Genomic DNA, 17,544 nt, shown 5'->3' on the forward strand with positions numbered 1-17,544 from the left:
GGGGTTGCCGACCGGGCGGCAAGCCGTGTAGCGCCTTAGCTCATGCGAGGAGCCGTTAAACAGCTCTCCCGCCTAAGTGTCGCCAGGGCGTGTATCGTCACCGCGGCACTGCTCGCCATCGTCGCCCCCGCATGGGCGGCACCGGTCGGGCAAAGGGGGTCTTCAACCACTGGACAGGACGGGTCGTCACGACCTGAAAACGTCGCTTACGCCATCCCACGCTCGGCACCGCTCAACGGTGCCGAGACCATGCTGGCGCAACCGCTGACACCGAGTGACGCCGCGATCTACCAGCGGGTATTCGAAGACCAGCATGCGGGGCGGATGGCGGCGGCGGACCGGCTTCTGGGACGGGTGGAAAATCCGTTGCTGAAGGGGCAGGTGCTCGCCCAGCGTTATCTTGGTCCCTATCATCATTCGACCCCTGCCGAGCTTGAGGCGTGGCTCGCCGATTACAATGGCCAACCGCAAACGAGGCGAATTCGCACCTTGCTCGAGCAACGCCTGCCGCGCGGCGCGGTGGCTCCGGTGGCTGCCGTGTCCTACCTGCCCGAGCCGATCATGACGGCGTCTGGTGCGGCCCCCGCGGCACCTCGCGGGGTAATCGTGCCGCGCTATCTCTCCAATCGGGTCGAAAATCTGACCCGCGCTGGTCATCCCGACCGGGCGATCGACCTGATCGGGCGCGACGATCGAATCTCGACCGCCGCCGGCGCCGCGCTACGCGGTGACGTGGCGCGACATTTGTTCATCGATGCCCGATACAAACAGGCGTTCGCCGTCGCCAGTCAGGCCGCGCATGAGGGGGACGAAAGGGTCTGGCGCCCCGATTTCATCGCGGGTCTGGCGGCCTGGCAGCTCCATGATATCGCCGAGTCGTTGCCGTTTTTCGTCGCTGCCGCCAACGCAACCCATACCAGCGCCGGCCAGCGCGCCGCCGGTGCGTTCTGGGCGGCGCGGGCATCGTTGCGGCTGCACCACCCGGAGGCCTATCTGCACTGGCTCGACCAGGCGGCCGCCGCGCCGGATAGTTTCTATGGCTTGCTCGCCGGTCGCTTGCTCGGCCACGGGCTGAGCGGCACCGGCCTCGCGGCGAGCCTGTCGGAGGCCGATATCGAATCGGTTGCGGCGCATAAGGATGGTGCCCTGGCGTTCGCCCTGATCCAGGTCGGCCGGATGGCCGATGCGGCGCGGGCGCTGCGCGCGTTATGGCCCGATATCCAGCACCACCCCGATTTTGGCCGTGCGGTGATGCGGGTAGCGGCGCGGGCCGGGCTGGTCGATGTTGCCGTCGCCCTCGACCAGACCCTGCCGGGTAACGCGATCGCGGGGGCCAGACTGCCCTTGCCGGCGTTGCACCCCGCGGGAGGCTTCAATGTCGATCCGTCATTGGTCTATGCGCTGGCGCGCACCGAATCGGGTTTCAATGCCAATGCGGTATCGCCGGTCGGTGCTCGCGGATTGATGCAGCTGATGCCCCAGACCGCCTCCGCCATGGCGCGGCGCGGCGGTATCGCCGGTAATTTCGGCGATCCGTCGGTCAATCTGGCGTTGGGCCAGAATTATCTGCGTTATCTGGGTCATCAACCGGGGGTCGAGCGCAACCTGCTCGACATTTTAGCAAGTTATAACGCGGGGCCGGTTGCGGCTGCGGCATGGGCGCATTCGATCCATGACGATGGTGACCCGCTGATCTTCCTGGAGTCGATCCCGGTTGCGCAGACGCGCCGGTTCGTGCGTCAGGTTCTGGCCGATAGCTGGCTCTACGCCGAGGAAATCGGCACGACACCGGCCAGTCTCGATGCCATGGCCGAGGGGCGGTTCCCGCGATTGTCGCCCTATGGCACCGCTCTGGCCGACCGCTGATACCCGAAGCGACTTTCGAACCCTCATCATAACGAATTCTTAACCGGACGCTGATAAACTGCGGCAATGGATCAGATTGTCGCCGATTGTTCGCCCGATATGACCGTCAGTGCGGCTGAACAGCATTATCAGGCGGGTCTTGCCGCCTATCGCGCCGGTCGCTTCAATGCGGCGCTGGACCATTTCTCGGCGGTGATCGCGATCCTGCCTGGATTTTACGGCGCTTTGGTCAATCGCGCGCTGACCTACTGGTCGCTCGGCGCCTTGCATGATGCGGAGCTTGACGCCGCCGCTGCATGCGAGGCCAAGGTCGAGTCCGCCGAGGTGTGGATGATTGCGGGCGCACTCAAGTTGGAGCGCGGCGACGGGACGGCGGCGGTCGATGCCTATCACTGCGCCGCGACCCTGCGGCCCGATCTCGCTGGCGCCCAGGCCGGCCTCGCCGCCGCCTATCTTGCGCTGGGACAGTATCATGACGCACAGGACGCCGCGGTGCTCGCCCTGGCAATGAACCCGACGTTGAATCATGCCAAATTCACCCTGGGTTCGGTCCGTTCCGCGCTGGGCGACCTGCCGGGCGCGATCGCTCTGTTTGACCAGATCCTGGCAGCCGAACCCGATCATGCGGGTGCCCTGCTCAATCGTGGCAATGCGCGGATCAATCTCGACCAGATTGAAGCCGGTGAGCGCGATCTCCGCGCCGCGGTCGCGTGCGACCCCGCGCTGAAGGAGGCGTGGACCAGCCTGGCCGTGACCCGGACGATCTGCGGTGATCTCGCAACGGCGATCGAAGCCGCTGATCGTGCGATCGAACTCGACCCCGATTATGCGGTCGCCCATTGGAACCGGGGTGTCTCTGCCCTGCTTGGCGGTGACTTTACCGCGGGTTTCGCCGCCTATGAATGGCGCAAACGCCATCCAATCTACGGTAGGCAGTTCGACCGACTGCCCGCACCGTCCTGGACGGGCGAAGACCTGGCGGGCAAGCATTTGTTGGTGCGCGCGGAACAGGGGTTGGGCGATACCATCATGTTTGCGCGATTTTTGCCGATGCTGGCGCAACAGGCGGCACGACTCACGCTTGCCTGCCATCCGACCCTGTTTCCCCTGTTCACCGACATGGGCATCGGGTTGTGCGGGTTGGACGATGCGGCGCCCGCCCATGTCGATCTCGCGATCGACCAGATGAGCTTGCCGCATGTGCTCGGGCTGACCGCTGAAACCATTCCCGGCGCTGGCGGTTATCTCATGCCACCACGCCGCGTCCCCCGGCCGGCCGTGCCGCGCAAACCCGGCCAGCGGTTGATCGGCCTGACCTGGGCAGGCAATCCAGGCCATAACAACGACCGGCGACGCTCCTTGCCACCTTGTATTCTGGCCCCGATACTGGCCTTGCCCGATACTGGTTTCGTCGCCCTCCAACTCGGCGCGCGACGGGACGAGTATGATATTCCGAGCCTCGCGCCGATCATTGGCGATTTTGGAACCAGCGCGGATTGCCTGGCCGAGTTGGACGCTCTCGTGACCGTCGACACCTCAATCGCGCATCTCGCGGGTGCGATGGGTGTGGAATGTCATATCCTGCTCTCCGCCTCCTGCGACTGGCGCTGGCTGCTCGGCCGCACCACCACACCTTGGTATAACAGCGTCACCCTGCACCGGCAGTCGCGCCTCGGTGACTGGTCCGCCCCCATCGCCTCGGTCATCGCCGCGTTGCAGGGCGCCGCGCTGCCTTCACCTCGTTCCGCAGTGGTCATGCCACCGGTGTAATCGGACATCAGTCCGAAATCGAACCGGCGCCCATTGCGGCAACTTAATCGCATGAAATCGCTCGAAAAAAACATAGTGCTGGAGCGTTACGCTGAAAGCATAATACTCTAGCCGATCGAGGAGGGGGGGGCGTCGAACAATCGGTTCACCAACTGATCGGTATAGCGGCGCCGTATCCGTTGGACCTTTTGCAGGTGATGCAGAACCACTTCGGTTTTCGAGATTGTCTTGGCGGCGGTATCGATGCCGTCCAGCCAATCGGCAGGTACCGACGCGCCATGCACCCTGGGCGCCAACGCTCGCCCGGTTGCGATCGCGCATTGGGTTTCGAACGAGAAGACTTGTTCGAGCGTAATCGACGATTCCGGCCGCGACATGGTTTCCGCGGTCAGTCCCTGATTCGCCAGACCGTTTTCATCGCAGAGACGACGATTACCGGTAGCGAACACCGCGACAAAGCGGTTTTGCGTCGGCCCACCCGTCGTCGGTCGTTCCACCTGTTGTGCGACGTGGAGAATACGCGCCTTTTCGATCGGGGTGGGTCGCATCCCGCGGCGATTTCGGTAGAACCAGTAAACCGCGCTACTGAGGCTCTCGCGCCGGTTGACCACTTCCTGGCCGATCGGTGACTGCAGCGCATCGCCCAATCCGAGCAGATCGCCGAAATCGGCGACGATGCCGGCAGATCCGAGCGTTTGATAATTGCGCAACAGGATTTGTTGCCCGGGATTGTCGCGTGTCAGATTGTCGACGACCCGATCATAATGAAAATGATTGATCGATTCTTCCTGACAATACGTGCCGGTTTGCAGGATCATGGCGGTATGCCGGGCATACTCCAAACCTTCGCCATGTTTGAGCATTTCAAAAAACAGGGATTCACAATAGGCGATCTGGTTGCGCAGATACAGGATGAAAACGACCTCGCGACCGGTATCGCGCGCGAGATTGCGCAGCGGGTTCAGTGCATCAGGCTGCCCGAGCAGACTTTCGAAGAACTCGCTGGAGAGAATGACATCACCGCTAAAACCGTCGATTTCCTGGGCGAGATCAGCGATGTTGCCCCGTCCATGGTCGAAGCGCCGGCTGCGCAGCAATTGCCAGGCGATGTTATGATGGCCGGCGCCTGCGGGGTCGATCGTCGATCTGGCGGCGTTCGCGGTGGTTCCAGCATAGGGCACCAGAACACCCATCGCGCGCAGGCGAGCAGCACTGAACAGAAGCGCCGCCTGCAACGACGTGCTGCCGGTTTTATGGAAGCCGCAATGGATATAGAATTTCGAACCGTCCGATCGCGCCATCCGCCATCACCCTGACTCCAACCGGGTTATAGACTACGATGCTATCACAGGTTGTGAAAGAGTTTATTGCGATGCAGGGTAAAATTCATAGGCATCCATCCGCAAAATCGCATGTTCGGTCGAGTGGTGCACGCGCCGCGCCATAACCCCGGCATCGCCAGTGTCGGCCGCGCCGATCGCGGTGAACAGCGGTAGCAGATGTTCCTCGGTCGGGTGTTCGTCACACGCATGGGGGGCGCGGGCACGGTAGTCGGCGAGGGCGGACCAATCGCTCGCCATGATCGATTCATCCATCCAGGCGCTGAAGGCGGTGACGTCCGGACTTTCCGGTGCATCGACCGCCTGGCCGCGGAACCGGCGCAAATCGTGAGTGAAACTACCAGACCCCAGGATGAGCACCCCTTCATTGCGCAAAGGAGCCAGCGCGCGACCGACCGCCAGCGCATATGACGCGCCGCGATGCGACTGCACCGAAAGCTGGAGCACTGGAATATCCGCCGCCGGGTAGGCCAGCAGCAAAGGCACCCAGGCACCGTGATCAAGGCCGCGTGTGGTATCGATCCCGGTTGGGAATCCGGCCGACGTCAGGAGATCAGCGACGCGTCGCGCAAGGGGGGGATCGCCGGGAGCGGGGTATTGCAACGCGAACAAAGCGCGTGGAAATCCGCCAAAATCATGGATCGTTTCATTGCGTGAAACCGCATTGACCATCGGGGTGACAGTCTCCCAATGCGCGGACACCACAAGAATCGCACGAGGTCGTTCCAGGGTAGAGCCCAGTTCAACCAGGAAATCCCGCGCCGGGGTCCGGGTGATCGCGAGCATTGGCGACCCGTGGCTGATAAACAGGCTGGGCAGAGCGGTCATGATCAAATTCCTTCGATATCGATATAATCATGTTGGGACGCCACCGCCATGACCACGTCATGCACCCGCAAGGCCGCTGCCCACTAGTTTTGCAGGGTCGACGATGCGGTCGAACGTGGCGCCATCGATGCCACCATAGGTGATGGCCGCTTCGCGCAGGCTTATGGCTTCCGCCGCCGCTCGATGCGCCACCTCGGCGGCCCGATCGTAACCGATCGCCGGGGTGAGCGCCGTCACGAGCATCAGCGACTGCCCGATCTGTTCGGCGATCCGGGCGCGGTTCAGCGTGGTGCCTGCCACTGAGAACTGGTTGAGGGTGCCGCAGGCATCGGCCAGATTGCGGCATGAGCGGAGAATGTTGTTGATGATGATCGGCCGCATCGCATTCAGTTCGAAATTACCCTGGCTACCGGCAAATGCCACGGCATTATCATCGCCGATCACCTGAATGCAGACCATCACCATCGCTTCGCATTGGGTTGGGTTGACCTTGCCCGGCATGATCGAGGAGCCTGGCTCGTTCTCGGGCAATACCAATTCACCGATGCCGCAGCGTGGACCGGAAGCAAGCCAGCGCATATCGTTGGCGATCTTCATCAGGGCCATCGCCAAACCCCGGATTGCGGCCATCGTCGCGACCAGTGCGTCGAGCGACCCTTGGGCCGCGAATTTATTGGGTGCGGTCACAAAGGGCTTGCCGGTAAGGGCTGCGATGCGGGCGGCGATCGCGACGCTGAAGCCAGGCCATGCGGTAAGTCCGGTGCCGACCGCGGTACCTCCGGCGGCGAGTTCATACAATCCGGAACGGGAGGCTTCGATCCGCGCCAGCGCATCGCGCAATTGATGCGCATAGCCCGACCATTCCTGACCGACCGTCAATGGCACGGCATCCTGCAGATGCGTCCGTCCGGTTTTGGGGATATTCATCCACGCGGCCGATTTCGCCTCGATTGCTGTGGTCAATGCCATCGCCTGCGGCAGAAGCTGGGCATCCAGCGCGTCGAGCGCGGCGATATGCATCGCGGTCGGAAACGTATCGTTCGAGGATTGAGCGAGGTTGAGGTCATCGTTCGGATGCACCGGCGCCTTGGTGCCGATCGCGCCGCCGAGCAGTTGACTCGCCCGATTCGCCAGCACCTCATTGATATTCATGTTGGATTGCGTGCCCGATCCGGTCTGATAGACGAAGAGGGGAAAATGTGTGTCGAACGATCCGCCGATGGCCTCATCCGCGGCTTGGGCGATTGCGGCCGCCTTCCATGCGGGCAGATGCCCTGCCGCCGCGTTCACCTCCGCCGCAGCCTTCTTGACCACAGCATAGGCGCGATACACCGCGATCGGCATGCGGTCCGATCCGATCGAAAAATGCTTGAGGCTGCGTTGCGTCTGCGCGCCCCAATACCGATCCGCCGGAACCTCGATATCTCCCATCGAATCGCTTTCAGTTCGGAAGCCTGTGGCATTGATCCCGATCGGGACGTCGCGCAGGGTAGGGGGCATCACATTCTCCTCGGTCAAAATCCTACTTGGCCAGGCGTCAGCCGCCCTTAAACCCCGCGCGTCGTCACCCATATCGGTGAGGGGAACAGGAGAGAGGCATGGTCAGAGCCATCTGGAATGAATCAGTGATTGCAGAGTCAGATGATACCCTCCTCCTCGAGGGAAACCATTATTTTCCACTCGAGGATGTTCGTTCGGAGGCCCTGCGTCCCAGCACCACGACATCGCGCTGTCCCTGGAAGGGGACGGCAAATTATTATTCGATCGAAATCGACGGCAAGATCAATCGCGATGCGGCATGGTACTATGAAGATCCCTTGCCGGCCGCCGCCAAGATCAAGGGCCGCGTCGCCTTCTGGAAAGGTGTGAAGGTGCAGTGATCGTTGCGCATGACCTCACCATTCGGGGACGTGACCCGCAATATGTTGAACATAATTTGAAGCTGCGGCGGGCCTGAGCCGGCTTTTTTCGGGTTCGTGCGCCTTAGAGCGTTATGCTTTCAGCCTAACGCTCTGTCTCTATGTTTTTTCGAGCGATTTCATGCGATTATTTTGCCGCTACCGCGTCAACCTAATCGCATATCGCTCTAGGCTGGAATTATTCGCCGTCGCGGTCGTCGTTAACCGGCCCGCCGAAGCGGCGAACGTGCGCGATCGGGCGAAGGTGCGCCGCCGCCGACCAGTTTGAATCGCGTGATCAGGGCTGACAGCTGGTCGGCATCTTGCGAGAGACCGTGGGCCGCGGCGGTCGATTGTTCAACCATGGCGGCATTCTGCTGGGTGACCTGGTCCATCTGATTAACCGCCGTGTTGATTTCCGCCAGACCGGTTGATTGTTCCTGGGCGGAGGAGGCGATATCCGATACGACTCGATTGATTTCAGCGACCTGCTCAACGATCCGGTTGAGCGCCTTGCCGGCATCCGCGACCAGTTCCACCCCGGTTGTCACCTGGCCACCGGACAGGCGAATCAGAGCGGTGATCTCCTTCGCGGCATCGGCCGAGCGCTGGGCAAGAGCGCGTACCTCGGAGGCAACCACGGCAAATCCCCGCCCGGCATCGCCCGCGCGTGCCGCTTCGACGCCGGCATTGAGGGCGAGCAGATTGGTCTGGAAGGCGATCTCATCGATCACGCCGGTAATCTTGCCGATCTCGCTGGAGGATTGGGCGATGCCGCCCATCGCTTCGACCGCGCGGGCAACGACATCGCCCGATCGTTCGGCATCCGTGCGAGCGGCCTGCACCACGTCGCGCGCATGGTTGGCTCCTTCAGCGGTCTTGCGCACCGTTGCGGTCACCTGATCGAGCGCAGCCGCGGTCTGTTCAAGACTGGCCGCCTGATGCTCGGTGCGGCGTGACAGATCGTCCGAGGCGCTGGCGATCTCGCTGGCGCCGGAGCGGATGGCGTCGGTATTGACGGCCACGTTGCTCACGGTCGTGTGCAACTGGCTGATCGCCGCGTTGAAATCGTGCCGCAATGTCTCGTAATCGGCGGCGAACGGATGCTCGATCCGTTGAATCAGGTCGCCCGCGGCGAGTTTACTGAGACCGGCGGCGAGTTCATCGACCACTTGGGCCAAATGGGCCGTGGTTTCCGCTTTTGCCGCTTCCGCGCGGACACGCTCCGCCTCGGCGGCGCCCCGTGCCGCGGCGGCCTCGCCTTCCAGTCTGCGAGACTCGATCCCGGCCGTCTTGAACGCATCGATTGCGGTTGCGAGAACCCCGATCTCATCGTGGCGCGTGGTTCCCTCGACGCGAATACTGAAGTCACCCTCGACGAGGTGGCGTGTCTGTGCCGCGAGGCCACGCAAGGGACGGGCGATCGTGCGGGACAGCCAGAATGCCACGCCGAAAATCAAGAGCAGAATCGGGACGGCAAAACCCGCGAATGCCCAAAAAGCGCTGACAAAATCACGCTGTACGTCGTCGAGGTAAACGCCGGTGCCGATCACCCAGTGCCATGGGGCGAAATACTGCACCATCGCCACTTTCGGCTGCGGTGTCGCCGAACCCGGCTTCGGAAACCGATAGTAGGTTGGCTGGTGATCGCCCGCGATCGCGCGTTGGGCCATCACCCGGTTCGGGTAGGTTCCGTCAGCGTTGCGCAGATCCCATGTATCCTGTCCGACCAGTTTCGGGTCCGGTGGAAAGATCACCCGCACGGCCTTGCTGGTATTCACGAACACATAGCCGTCCTTGCCATAGCTCATGGTGCCGATGATCCGGGCCGCCTTGGCCTGCGCTTGTGCCTCGGTCAGTTGTCCACTCTGTTCCTGCCGGTAGATCGACGCCGCCACCGAGCGCGCCATTTGCGTGATCGTGTCGATTTTCGCGATCCGGTCCTCAATCATGGTTTGGTACAGCAGATGCAGCGCAAAAGCGCACAGGCAGAAAAAGCCGACCACGCTGATCGCCGCCGTCAGATAGAGTTTCGTGGCAACGTCGCGTTTCAATCTCACGTGAGGGCGTCCTTGCGAGTCGGTTGTGCTGCGCCTCTGTTTAGCGCGCAGATGTAAACAACCGGCTAAGACATCACGCGGCCTCGATATCCTCGAGGCTGAATTGCTGCGTCTCCTCGTCATATGAATACAGCTCCGCATACCGCCCCCAGGAGATCGCTGTCCGCAACGTCTCCTCGGCGCGTTCGGGCGACATATGATCCTCCAGCTCGTCGCGAAACCGCACCGCTGAGGCCCGGTGATTCCAGCGCTCGTCGATCACCGAGCGGATCTCCGCCACCAGCTTGACATGGGTGCGCGCCGCTTCGGCGAAAATCCGTTTGCGCTCTTCGGTATCGGCATGCACGAATCGCAGCCCCTGCTCGGTCAGCCGGATATCGCCCTCTTCCAACTCCGCGAACCGCAGCAGCTGCAATGTCTCGCCCAGCGGCAGCAGCTCATCGGCCTCATACTGCAACACCGCCGCCAGCGCCGGCAGATCCGCCCGCCCGTGATACGGCTCCGCCGCCAGCGTCTCCATCAGGCCCGACATCAGATTGGTCCCGATCGGATGCAGCGGTGTGGCAAATCCGGTCGCCGGCGCCGCCGCCGCCGCCTTCAAATCCGCCGGCGTCTTCCGCCGCGTCATCACCGCGTAAATATCATCGACCATCTGCCGGAACGCCGGGTCCAACCGGTTACGCGGATGCTTGAACGGCACCGCCATCTCATGCGCCACCCGCCCCGGATCGGATGAAAACACCAGGATCCGGTCGCACATCAGCACCGCCTCCTCAATATTATGCGTCACCATCAGGATCGATTTCACCGGCAGCTTCCCCTCCGACCACAAATCGATCAGATCGGTCCGCAACGTCTCCGCGGTCAGCACGTCCAGCGCCGAAAACGGCTCATCCATCAACAGCAGGTCGGGATGCGTCACCAGCGCCCGCGCCAGCCCCACCCGCTGGCGCATCCCACCCGACAATTCCTTGGGATAGGCCCCGTCATACCCGCCGAGCCCGATCAGATCGATCGCCTCCTCCGAGCGCTGCTCGCGCTCGCGCCGCGCCACCCCCTGCGCCTCCAGCCCCAGTTCGACGTTCTCCTGCACGCTCAGCCACGGAAACAGCGCGAAGCTCTGAAATACCATCGCCACGCCCCGCACCGGCCCCACCACCGGGCGCCCCTGCCACGTCACCTCGCCCTTGGTCGGCCGCAGCAGCCCCGCGATGATCCGCAGCAGCGTCGATTTCCCCGAGCCCGACCGCCCGAGCAACCCGACGATCTCGCCCTCACGCAAACTCACATTCACATCGTCGAGCACGATCACATCGCTGTTCGCGTCTTTCGGATAGGCCTGCTGGCAATGCTTCACCTCGACCAGCATCGCCGTCGTTACCTGCTGATCCATGAAAACCTCCTATCCAAGGTTGGTGCGCCGGCTGGCATATGCATAGAGCGGGCGCCAGATCAGCCGGTTGAACGTCAGAACGAAGGCCGACATCACCGCGACCCCGAGCACGATCTTGCTGGTATTTCCCGACGTCGTCGCGAGCGCGATATACGCACCCAGCCCCTTGGCCACCAGCGTCGTCTTGCCCCATGAGGCCACTTCCGCCACGATCGAGGCATTCCACGCCGCCCCCGTCGCGGTCAGCGCGCCGGTCACGAAATATGGCAGAATCCCCGGAATGATCAGCCGCTTCCACCACAGCCAGCCGCGCAGCCCGAAACTCGCCGCCACTTCCTTCAAATCACCCGGCAGCGCCGAAGCCCCCGCCACCACGTTGAACAGAATATACCACTGCGTCCCCAACACCATCAGCGGCGTCAGCCAGATATTCGGCAGCAGCTTGAATGCAACGATCCCCGCCACCACCACCGGAAACAGCAAATTCGCCGGAAACGCCGCCAGAAACTGCGCCACCGGCTGCACCATCTTGGTCGCTTTCGGCCGCAGCCCGACCCACACCCCCACCGGCACCCAGATCACGCAGGAAATCACCAGCGCCGCGATCACCCGCGCCAGGGTACAGAATGCATCGATCACGCAGGTCCACAGATCATGCCATTGCAGATGCGCCGCACAGAACGACACCACCTGCCACAGCGCATACAAGGCCGCCGCCACCACGATCGCATAAAACACCGCATCGCCCAGCTTCGATGAGGCGTTGCGCGACGTCACGGTGTTGAATTTCCGCTCGGCCCGCCCCAGCCGCAACCGCCCGACCGCCGCGAACCGCTCGCTCACCCAGGCGGCCGCATCCGCCACCAGATAGGTTCGCCGGAGCACTTTGAGCATCCACGGCTCGGAATCCGCCACCGTCTGCACCGTCTCGAACCGGAATTTGGCGGACCACGCGACCAGCGGCCGGAACAGCAATTGATCGTAGAGCAAGATCACCACCAGCATCGCCAGCACGGCATAGAAAATCGCCAGCAGATCACTCTTGCCTAGCGCCACCGCCACATACGAGCCGATCCCCGGCAGGGTGAACGTCGTATTCCCCACCGTGATCGCCTCGGAGGCGACCACGAAGAACCATCCGCCCGACATTGACAGCATGGTGTTCCACACCAGCCCCGGCATCGCGAACGGCACATCCAGCCGCCAGAACCGCTGCCACGGCGACAGGCCGAAACTCCGGCACGCCTCATCGAGGTCGGTCGGCTCCGTCGTCAGCGACTGATAGAAGCTGAACGCCATGTTCCATGCCTGGCTGGTGAAAATCGCGAACACCGCCGCCAGCTCCGCCCCCAGCTCCTGCCCCGGAAACAGATGCAGGAAAAACAGCACGGTAAACGAGAGAAATCCCAGAATGGGCACCGATTGCAGAATATCCAGAATCGGAATGATCACGATCGCCGCCCGCCGGCTTTTCGCCGCCCAGGTCGCCACGGTGAAGGTAAAGATCAGCGAGGCGAGCAGAGCCGCGAACATCCGCAGAGTCGTCCGCAGCGCATACCCCGGCAGATACGCCGGATCGAGATGGATCGCCGTCGCCTGCGCGCGGCTCAACGGCGCCAGGGTTCCCTGCGCCACATCGACCACGCCGATCAGAGCCGCCAGGACGAGCAGGATTGCCGCGACATCCCAGAGATTAGGCAGGCGACGACCATGGATGAGGGCGGGTGGGGCGACTGTCGTCATGAGCCTATCTGGGAAAAAAATTGACGATGAACCGGCGCCAGACCGCTCAGCCCGACGCTCTCGCCATACCGGCTCCGACCTTCCGTGTCATCCACAGATTGATTGCGTTTCGATGACGGTTGCCGCCAGTCGGCCCGGTTCTCACCGTTGCATGATCAGCCGATCGGATCAGCCGCTCGCTCACGTCAGGGCCTGGGCGCGGACCAGGCGCGCGAACGCGCCGCCTTCGGCAAGCAGATCCTCATGCGTGCCGCATTCCACTACGCCGCCATCGGCCATCACGACGATCTGATCGGCGTCGCGCACGGTGGCGAGGCGGTGGGCGACGATGATGGTGGTGCGGCCCTGCCGCAGGCGGGCCAGCGCCGCCTGCACGGCGGCTTCACTTTCGGCGTCGAGCGCGCTGGTGGCTTCATCGAGCAACAGGATACGCGGGTCCCGCAGCAGGGCGCGCGCCAGGGCCACCCGTTGGCGCTGCCCGCCCGACAGGCGCTGCCCATTGACGCCGACTCGCGTGGCGAAGCCTTCCGGCAGATCCGCGATGAACCGCGCCGCCGCCGCCGCCGCCGCCGCCTCGATCTCATCCATCGTGGCGCCCGGCCGGCCCATGCCGATATTGGCGGCAACCGTGTCGTCGAACAGCAGCGAATCCTGGCCGACATAGGCGATCGCCGCGCGCAGACTGGCCAGAGCGACCTGATCGATCGATACGCCATCAATCAGGATCGTGCCGCGATCAAGTTCATAGAGCCGCGGGATCAAGGCCAGCGCGGTCGATTTGCCGGCGCCGGAGGTTCCCACCAGCGCAAGCGTGCGGCCGGGTTCGGCGATGAACGACAGATCCCGCAACCCGGGCCGGCCATCCGGATAGGCGAAACCGACATGGCGGAACTCGAGCCTTCCAGGCCCGGGCGGCAACGGGCCGGCGCCGGGCAGTTCGGGGACCGCATCGGGCTCATCGATCACCCGATAGACCCGATCGAGCCCGGCCATACCCTCCTGCACCGCCGCGTTCATCGTGCCCAGCGCGCGCAGCGGCCGCGAGGCGATCAGCAGGGCGGCGATGAAGCCGGTGAAATTGCCGATCCCCGAAGCGCCGGCGGCATGGCGCCAGCCGGCGAAGCCGATCACCAGCGCGATCGCGAGGCCACCGAGCACTTCAAGCATCGGGTCAAGCGCGGCCCGGCCCCGGATCATCCGCATCAGGGCGCGATACAGATGCTCGAACGCACGATCGGCCCGCGCGCGCTCCTGCGCTTCCAGCCCGTAGGCGCGCACGGTGCGCGCCTGGGCGAAGCTCTCGTTCAGCAGTGCCGCGGTTTCACCCATCTGCTCCTGCATCCCGCCCGAAGCGCGGCGGATGCGCCGGCCGATCCGCTGGATCGGCAGTCCGGCCAGCGGGTAAAGCACCGCCGCGATCAGGCTGAGCGACCAGTCGATCCAGATCATGGTGGCGATCAGCCCGACCAGCGTGAACGCATCCGCCACGCCGTTGACCGAACGGTTCATCGCCTCGCGGATCACGGTGGCATCGGTGGTGAAGCGCGCCGCCAGCGCCGCCGGCGGCTCACGCTCCACCCTGGCCAGCTCCGCGTTGGTCAGGTGGGCGAACATCGATTCCTGAAGGCGCCTGATGGTGCCGAGCACCACCTGCTGGGTCAGCAATGTCTGTGCGTATTGCGCCAGCGCCTTGATGATGGTCACGGTGAACACGATCACCGGCACCTGGTACAATATGCGCGGGTCGCGCTTGGCGAACATGGTGAACGCCCGATCGATCAGCGCCGGATACAGCGCCGTGGTGCCGGACATGATCAGAGTGGCCACGATAATGAGCGCGACCCGGCCGCGATAATGGCTGACGTGGTCGCGCCATAACCGGCGCGCCAGCGCGATGCTTCCCTGAGGTTCGATCATCGCGACACCTACTGGCGCGGCGCCGATGGGGCGTCAATCGCCGGTGTGGCATCGCCGGAATGGGGCGCGTCGGCATGATGCCCGCTGACATCCTCGCCCGCCTCGGTGCCCAGGCGCGCGCTGATCGGCACCGAGATCAGCCCGATCGCGCTGACGATGATGAACGCCCAGGAATAATCCGCATCCGTGGGGATCGCATGGCCGGTGATCGCGGTGGCGAGCTCCAGCGATCCCGCCGCGATCGAGATGCCCAGCGTGATCGTGATCTGCTGGAAGGTGGCATAGAAGCTGGTCGCGGCACTCATCCGGTTGCGCGGCACGTCGGCATAGGCGAGAGTGTTGAACGCGGTGAATTGCAGCGAGCGGAACACCCCGCCGACCAGCAACACGGCATCGAGCGCCACGACCGGCCAGGACGGCCGGAACGCGGCGCAGGCGGCGGTGAACAGCACCGAGAGCAGCCCGAAGCCGATCATCGACAGGCGAAACCCGAATCGTCGCAGCGTCGGTTGCGCCAGCGGCTTCATCGCCAGCGCCCCGATCGCCGCGGCGAAGGTGATCGTGCCGCTTTTCGCCGCCGATTCGCCGAAGCCGAGTTGCAGCATCAAGGGCAGCAGAAACGGCATCGCCCCCGCCAGCACGCGAAAAAAACTGCCCGCGATGGTGGAATTGGCGAAAGTGTCGATCTTCATCAGCGACAGGTCGAGCACCGGATGCTCATGGCGCCTGGCGTGGCGCCAGTACGCGAGCGCGGATGACCCGCCGATCGCGAAACAACCCAGGCTCCAGGGCAGCGGAATGATGCCGCGCCCGATGGTTTCGACGCCCGCCATGATCAGCGCCATCGCAAGCCCGCTCAGGACCAGACCGACGATGTCGAGCCGCCCGGCCTGCCCGGTATCCTTCACGTCGCGGATGAACAGGCTGACCGCGATGATCCCGATCACGCCGATCGGCACGTTGATATCGAACGTCCAGCGCCATGACACATAGGTGACGATGAACCCGCCCAGCGGCGGGCCGATGATCGGGCCGATCAGCGCGGGCATGGTCAGCCACGAGGTCGCCGCCAGCATGTCGCGCCGGCGCACCGATTTCATCAGCAGCAACCGCCCGACCGGCACCATCATCGAGCCGCCGATGCCTTGCAGGATGCGCGCCGTGATCAGCTCGGCCAGGCTGTGCGACAGGCCGCATAAAATCGAGCCGAGGGTGAACACCAGAATGGCGAGGCGAAACACCGTGCGGCTGCCGAACCGATCGGCCACCCAGCCCGAGGCCGGAATGAACACCGCCAGCGCGAGCAGATAGGAGGTGAGGGCGAGGCTCATATGCAGCGGATCGGCGTGAAAACTCCGCGCCATCGCGGGCAGCGCGGTCGCGACGATCGTGCTGTCCAGATTCTGCATGAACAGCGCGCTCGCCACGATCACCGCGGTCAGGCGCATCTGCCGCGTGGTCAGGGCGGCACGTTCGTCAAGATCATCGATCATGCGGGATCGGTCCGGCGCGGGTTCAGGGCGTCGCGGCGGCGGGCCACACGATTTTCGGCACCAGCGCCGCCTTCTTGCCGTCGGCGGTGAGCACACCGCCGGCCAGCGCGAAATCGATGGTCAGGCGCTGCGTCCCGCCCGGTGTTTTCGACATATAGGGCGCGGTCTCGGTGGTCAGCGTGCTGATCAGATCGATGGTGGCGGGATAGGCATTGGCGATGTCGCCGAGGAACGCGCCGATCCCGTCGGCGACCAGTACCGCCTTGCCCTCCGGCTGATCGGTTTTGTCGAAACCGAAATGGCCATGATCATGCGCGTTGAGCGGACCGAGGCCGAGGGCGATCGTAAAGCGACCATGCCCGCCGGCCTGCGCCCAGGTGTGGATCATCGGCCCGAGTTTCCGCCACGCTTGCAGCCCCGCCGCCTGATTGCCGGCCAGCCCATCGGGATGCGGCACCAGCATCGACTGCGCGACCGAGGGCAACGGTGGCCCCGACAGATCGGCATCGAGGCGCAGCGAGGCGAGTTTACCCTGGAACGGCAGATGGCCGAGGCTGACGAAAATCGGCGACAGCGCAAGCCCGCTCAGCGCCTCATGCATGGTGAGCGCGGTGGCGGACGGGCCGGCCTCAGGATTGCGGGTAAAGCCGGCGCTGAACCGATCGACGCTGATCAGCGTGAAATTGGTATCGGCGCTGTCGATCCGCAGGCCGGTGACGCGCAATATCCCCGAACGCAGCGGATCGCGCGCGTGATGGAGCAGCGCGTTGGGGTCGAACGCATAATGATCCTGAATGCTGGCGAACTGGATGGTGAAGCTCGGCCCCTGCGGCATCGCCACGTGCCAGGCGAGCGGCAGATCGACATCGAGGGTGAACGGCGTGACCGGGCGAACCGTGAGCGTGACGCCGGGCAGCGTGATCGTCGGTGTCGGCAATCCCTGATCAGGCGGGGTGAGTGCCAGGTCGGTGACCGCAACGGTCGCGGCCAGCGGCGAACTGCCGCGGGTGATGGCCCCGTGGCTGACGGTCCAGCCGGAGCGGCGCAGCGCCTGCTCCTGCGCGCGAAATGCCACGGCCATCCGCCCCTGCACATACCACCAGGCGCCGAGATAGGCGACCGCCAGCACGATCAGCAACAGAACCAGAAACCGCACGATACCGCGCATGAAGCATCCTTTCGGGACAGGCCGCTCCCCCGACCATAGCCATCAGCGCGGCGGTTGGCCAATCGGCG

General features: G+C 63.9%; 12 protein-coding genes. 3 read left to right on the forward strand and 9 right to left on the reverse strand.

Annotated features, from left to right (window positions below):
- Nucleotides 1-42 precede the first annotated feature (42 nt).
- Together ACP5E6_RS04880 and ACP5E6_RS04885 are read left to right on the forward strand one after the other, a co-directional pair.
- Entirely contained in the window at nucleotides 43-1,866 is a 1,824-nt protein-coding gene (locus ACP5E6_RS04880; RefSeq protein WP_427952378.1) for a lytic transglycosylase domain-containing protein, read from the forward strand.
- A 66-nt stretch (nucleotides 1,867-1,932) separates the two neighbouring features.
- Entirely contained in the window at nucleotides 1,933-3,636 is a 1,704-nt protein-coding gene (locus ACP5E6_RS04885) for a tetratricopeptide repeat protein (protein ID WP_427952380.1), read from the forward strand.
- Between the two features lie 107 nt (nucleotides 3,637-3,743).
- Here ACP5E6_RS04885 and ACP5E6_RS04890 read toward each other — a convergent pair whose 3' ends face one another.
- The 3 genes from ACP5E6_RS04890 to fumC form a co-directional block, all read right to left on the reverse strand.
- Nucleotides 3,744-4,937: a hypothetical protein gene (locus ACP5E6_RS04890; protein WP_427952381.1), complete on the reverse strand. Its 1,194-nt coding sequence runs from the start codon at nucleotides 4,935-4,937 to the stop codon at nucleotides 3,744-3,746.
- 63 nt (nucleotides 4,938-5,000) lie between these two features.
- Complete coding sequence (locus ACP5E6_RS04895; RefSeq protein WP_427952383.1) at nucleotides 5,001-5,804, reverse strand: DODA-type extradiol aromatic ring-opening family dioxygenase; 804 nt, start codon at nucleotides 5,802-5,804, stop codon at nucleotides 5,001-5,003.
- A gap of 57 nt (nucleotides 5,805-5,861) precedes the next feature.
- The gene (gene fumC / locus ACP5E6_RS04900; RefSeq protein WP_427952385.1) at nucleotides 5,862-7,304 is read right to left on the reverse strand and encodes a class II fumarate hydratase; all 1,443 of its coding nucleotides are present in this window, start codon (nucleotides 7,302-7,304) and stop codon (nucleotides 5,862-5,864) included.
- 98 nt (nucleotides 7,305-7,402) lie between these two features.
- Here fumC and ACP5E6_RS04905 point away from each other — a divergent pair, with 98 nt between their 5' ends.
- On the forward strand, nucleotides 7,403-7,684 hold the full coding sequence (locus tag ACP5E6_RS04905; RefSeq protein WP_427952387.1) for a DUF427 domain-containing protein: 282 nt from the start codon (nucleotides 7,403-7,405) through the stop codon (nucleotides 7,682-7,684).
- Between the two features lie 239 nt (nucleotides 7,685-7,923).
- On the opposite strand, the gene ACP5E6_RS04910 is transcribed toward ACP5E6_RS04905, so the two are convergent.
- The 6 genes from ACP5E6_RS04910 to ACP5E6_RS04935 all read right to left on the reverse strand — a co-directional run bounded on the left by ACP5E6_RS04910 (nucleotide 7,924) and on the right by ACP5E6_RS04935 (nucleotide 17,476).
- Nucleotides 7,924-9,762 (reverse strand): methyl-accepting chemotaxis protein, encoded by a 1,839-nt coding sequence (locus ACP5E6_RS04910; RefSeq protein ID WP_427952389.1) that lies wholly within the window; start codon nucleotides 9,760-9,762, stop codon nucleotides 7,924-7,926.
- Between the two features lie 73 nt (nucleotides 9,763-9,835).
- Nucleotides 9,836-11,155: an AAA-associated domain-containing protein gene (locus ACP5E6_RS04915; protein WP_427952391.1), complete on the reverse strand. Its 1,320-nt coding sequence runs from the start codon at nucleotides 11,153-11,155 to the stop codon at nucleotides 9,836-9,838.
- Between the two features lie 9 nt (nucleotides 11,156-11,164).
- Nucleotides 11,165-12,898 carry an ABC transporter permease gene (locus ACP5E6_RS04920; protein ID WP_427952393.1) on the reverse strand — a complete coding sequence of 578 codons (1,734 nt, stop codon included), beginning with the start codon at nucleotides 12,896-12,898 and terminating at the stop codon, nucleotides 11,165-11,167.
- Nucleotides 12,899-13,078: 180 nt separating this feature from the next.
- Complete coding sequence (locus ACP5E6_RS04925; RefSeq protein ID WP_427952395.1) at nucleotides 13,079-14,815, reverse strand: ABC transporter ATP-binding protein; 1,737 nt, start codon at nucleotides 14,813-14,815, stop codon at nucleotides 13,079-13,081.
- 8 nt (nucleotides 14,816-14,823) lie between these two features.
- On the reverse strand, nucleotides 14,824-16,308 hold the full coding sequence (locus ACP5E6_RS04930) for an MFS transporter (RefSeq protein ID WP_427952397.1): 1,485 nt from the start codon (nucleotides 16,306-16,308) through the stop codon (nucleotides 14,824-14,826).
- 22 nt (nucleotides 16,309-16,330) lie between these two features.
- A complete protein-coding gene (locus ACP5E6_RS04935) occupies nucleotides 16,331-17,476 on the reverse strand; it encodes a DUF2125 domain-containing protein (protein WP_427952399.1) in 1,146 nt (381 codons plus the stop codon).
- Nucleotides 17,477-17,544: the final 68 nt, after the last annotated feature.

Origin of the sequence: Acidiphilium sp. (assembly GCF_049977125.1) — a bacterium.
GTDB lineage: Bacteria > Pseudomonadota > Alphaproteobacteria > Acetobacterales > Acetobacteraceae > Acidiphilium.

Coding starts and splice junctions, on each gene's coding strand:
- ACP5E6_RS04885 (WP_427952380.1), top strand. CDS start 1,933: ATGGATCAGATTGTCGCCGATTGTTCGCCCGATATGACCGTCAGTGCG.
- ACP5E6_RS04880 (WP_427952378.1), top strand. CDS start 43: ATGCGAGGAGCCGTTAAACAGCTCTCCCGCCTAAGTGTCGCCAGGGCG.
- ACP5E6_RS04895 (WP_427952383.1), bottom strand. CDS start 5,804: ATGACCGCTCTGCCCAGCCTGTTTATCAGCCACGGGTCGCCAATGCTC.
- ACP5E6_RS04905 (WP_427952387.1), top strand. CDS start 7,403: ATGGTCAGAGCCATCTGGAATGAATCAGTGATTGCAGAGTCAGATGAT.
- ACP5E6_RS04890 (WP_427952381.1), bottom strand. CDS start 4,937: ATGGCGCGATCGGACGGTTCGAAATTCTATATCCATTGCGGCTTCCAT.
- ACP5E6_RS04915 (WP_427952391.1), bottom strand. CDS start 11,155: ATGGATCAGCAGGTAACGACGGCGATGCTGGTCGAGGTGAAGCATTGC.
- ACP5E6_RS04935 (WP_427952399.1), bottom strand. CDS start 17,476: ATGCGCGGTATCGTGCGGTTTCTGGTTCTGTTGCTGATCGTGCTGGCG.
- ACP5E6_RS04930 (WP_427952397.1), bottom strand. CDS start 16,308: ATGATCGATGATCTTGACGAACGTGCCGCCCTGACCACGCGGCAGATG.
- fumC (WP_427952385.1), bottom strand. CDS start 7,304: ATGCCCCCTACCCTGCGCGACGTCCCGATCGGGATCAATGCCACAGGC.
- ACP5E6_RS04920 (WP_427952393.1), bottom strand. CDS start 12,898: ATGACGACAGTCGCCCCACCCGCCCTCATCCATGGTCGTCGCCTGCCT.
- ACP5E6_RS04925 (WP_427952395.1), bottom strand. CDS start 14,815: ATGATCGAACCTCAGGGAAGCATCGCGCTGGCGCGCCGGTTATGGCGC.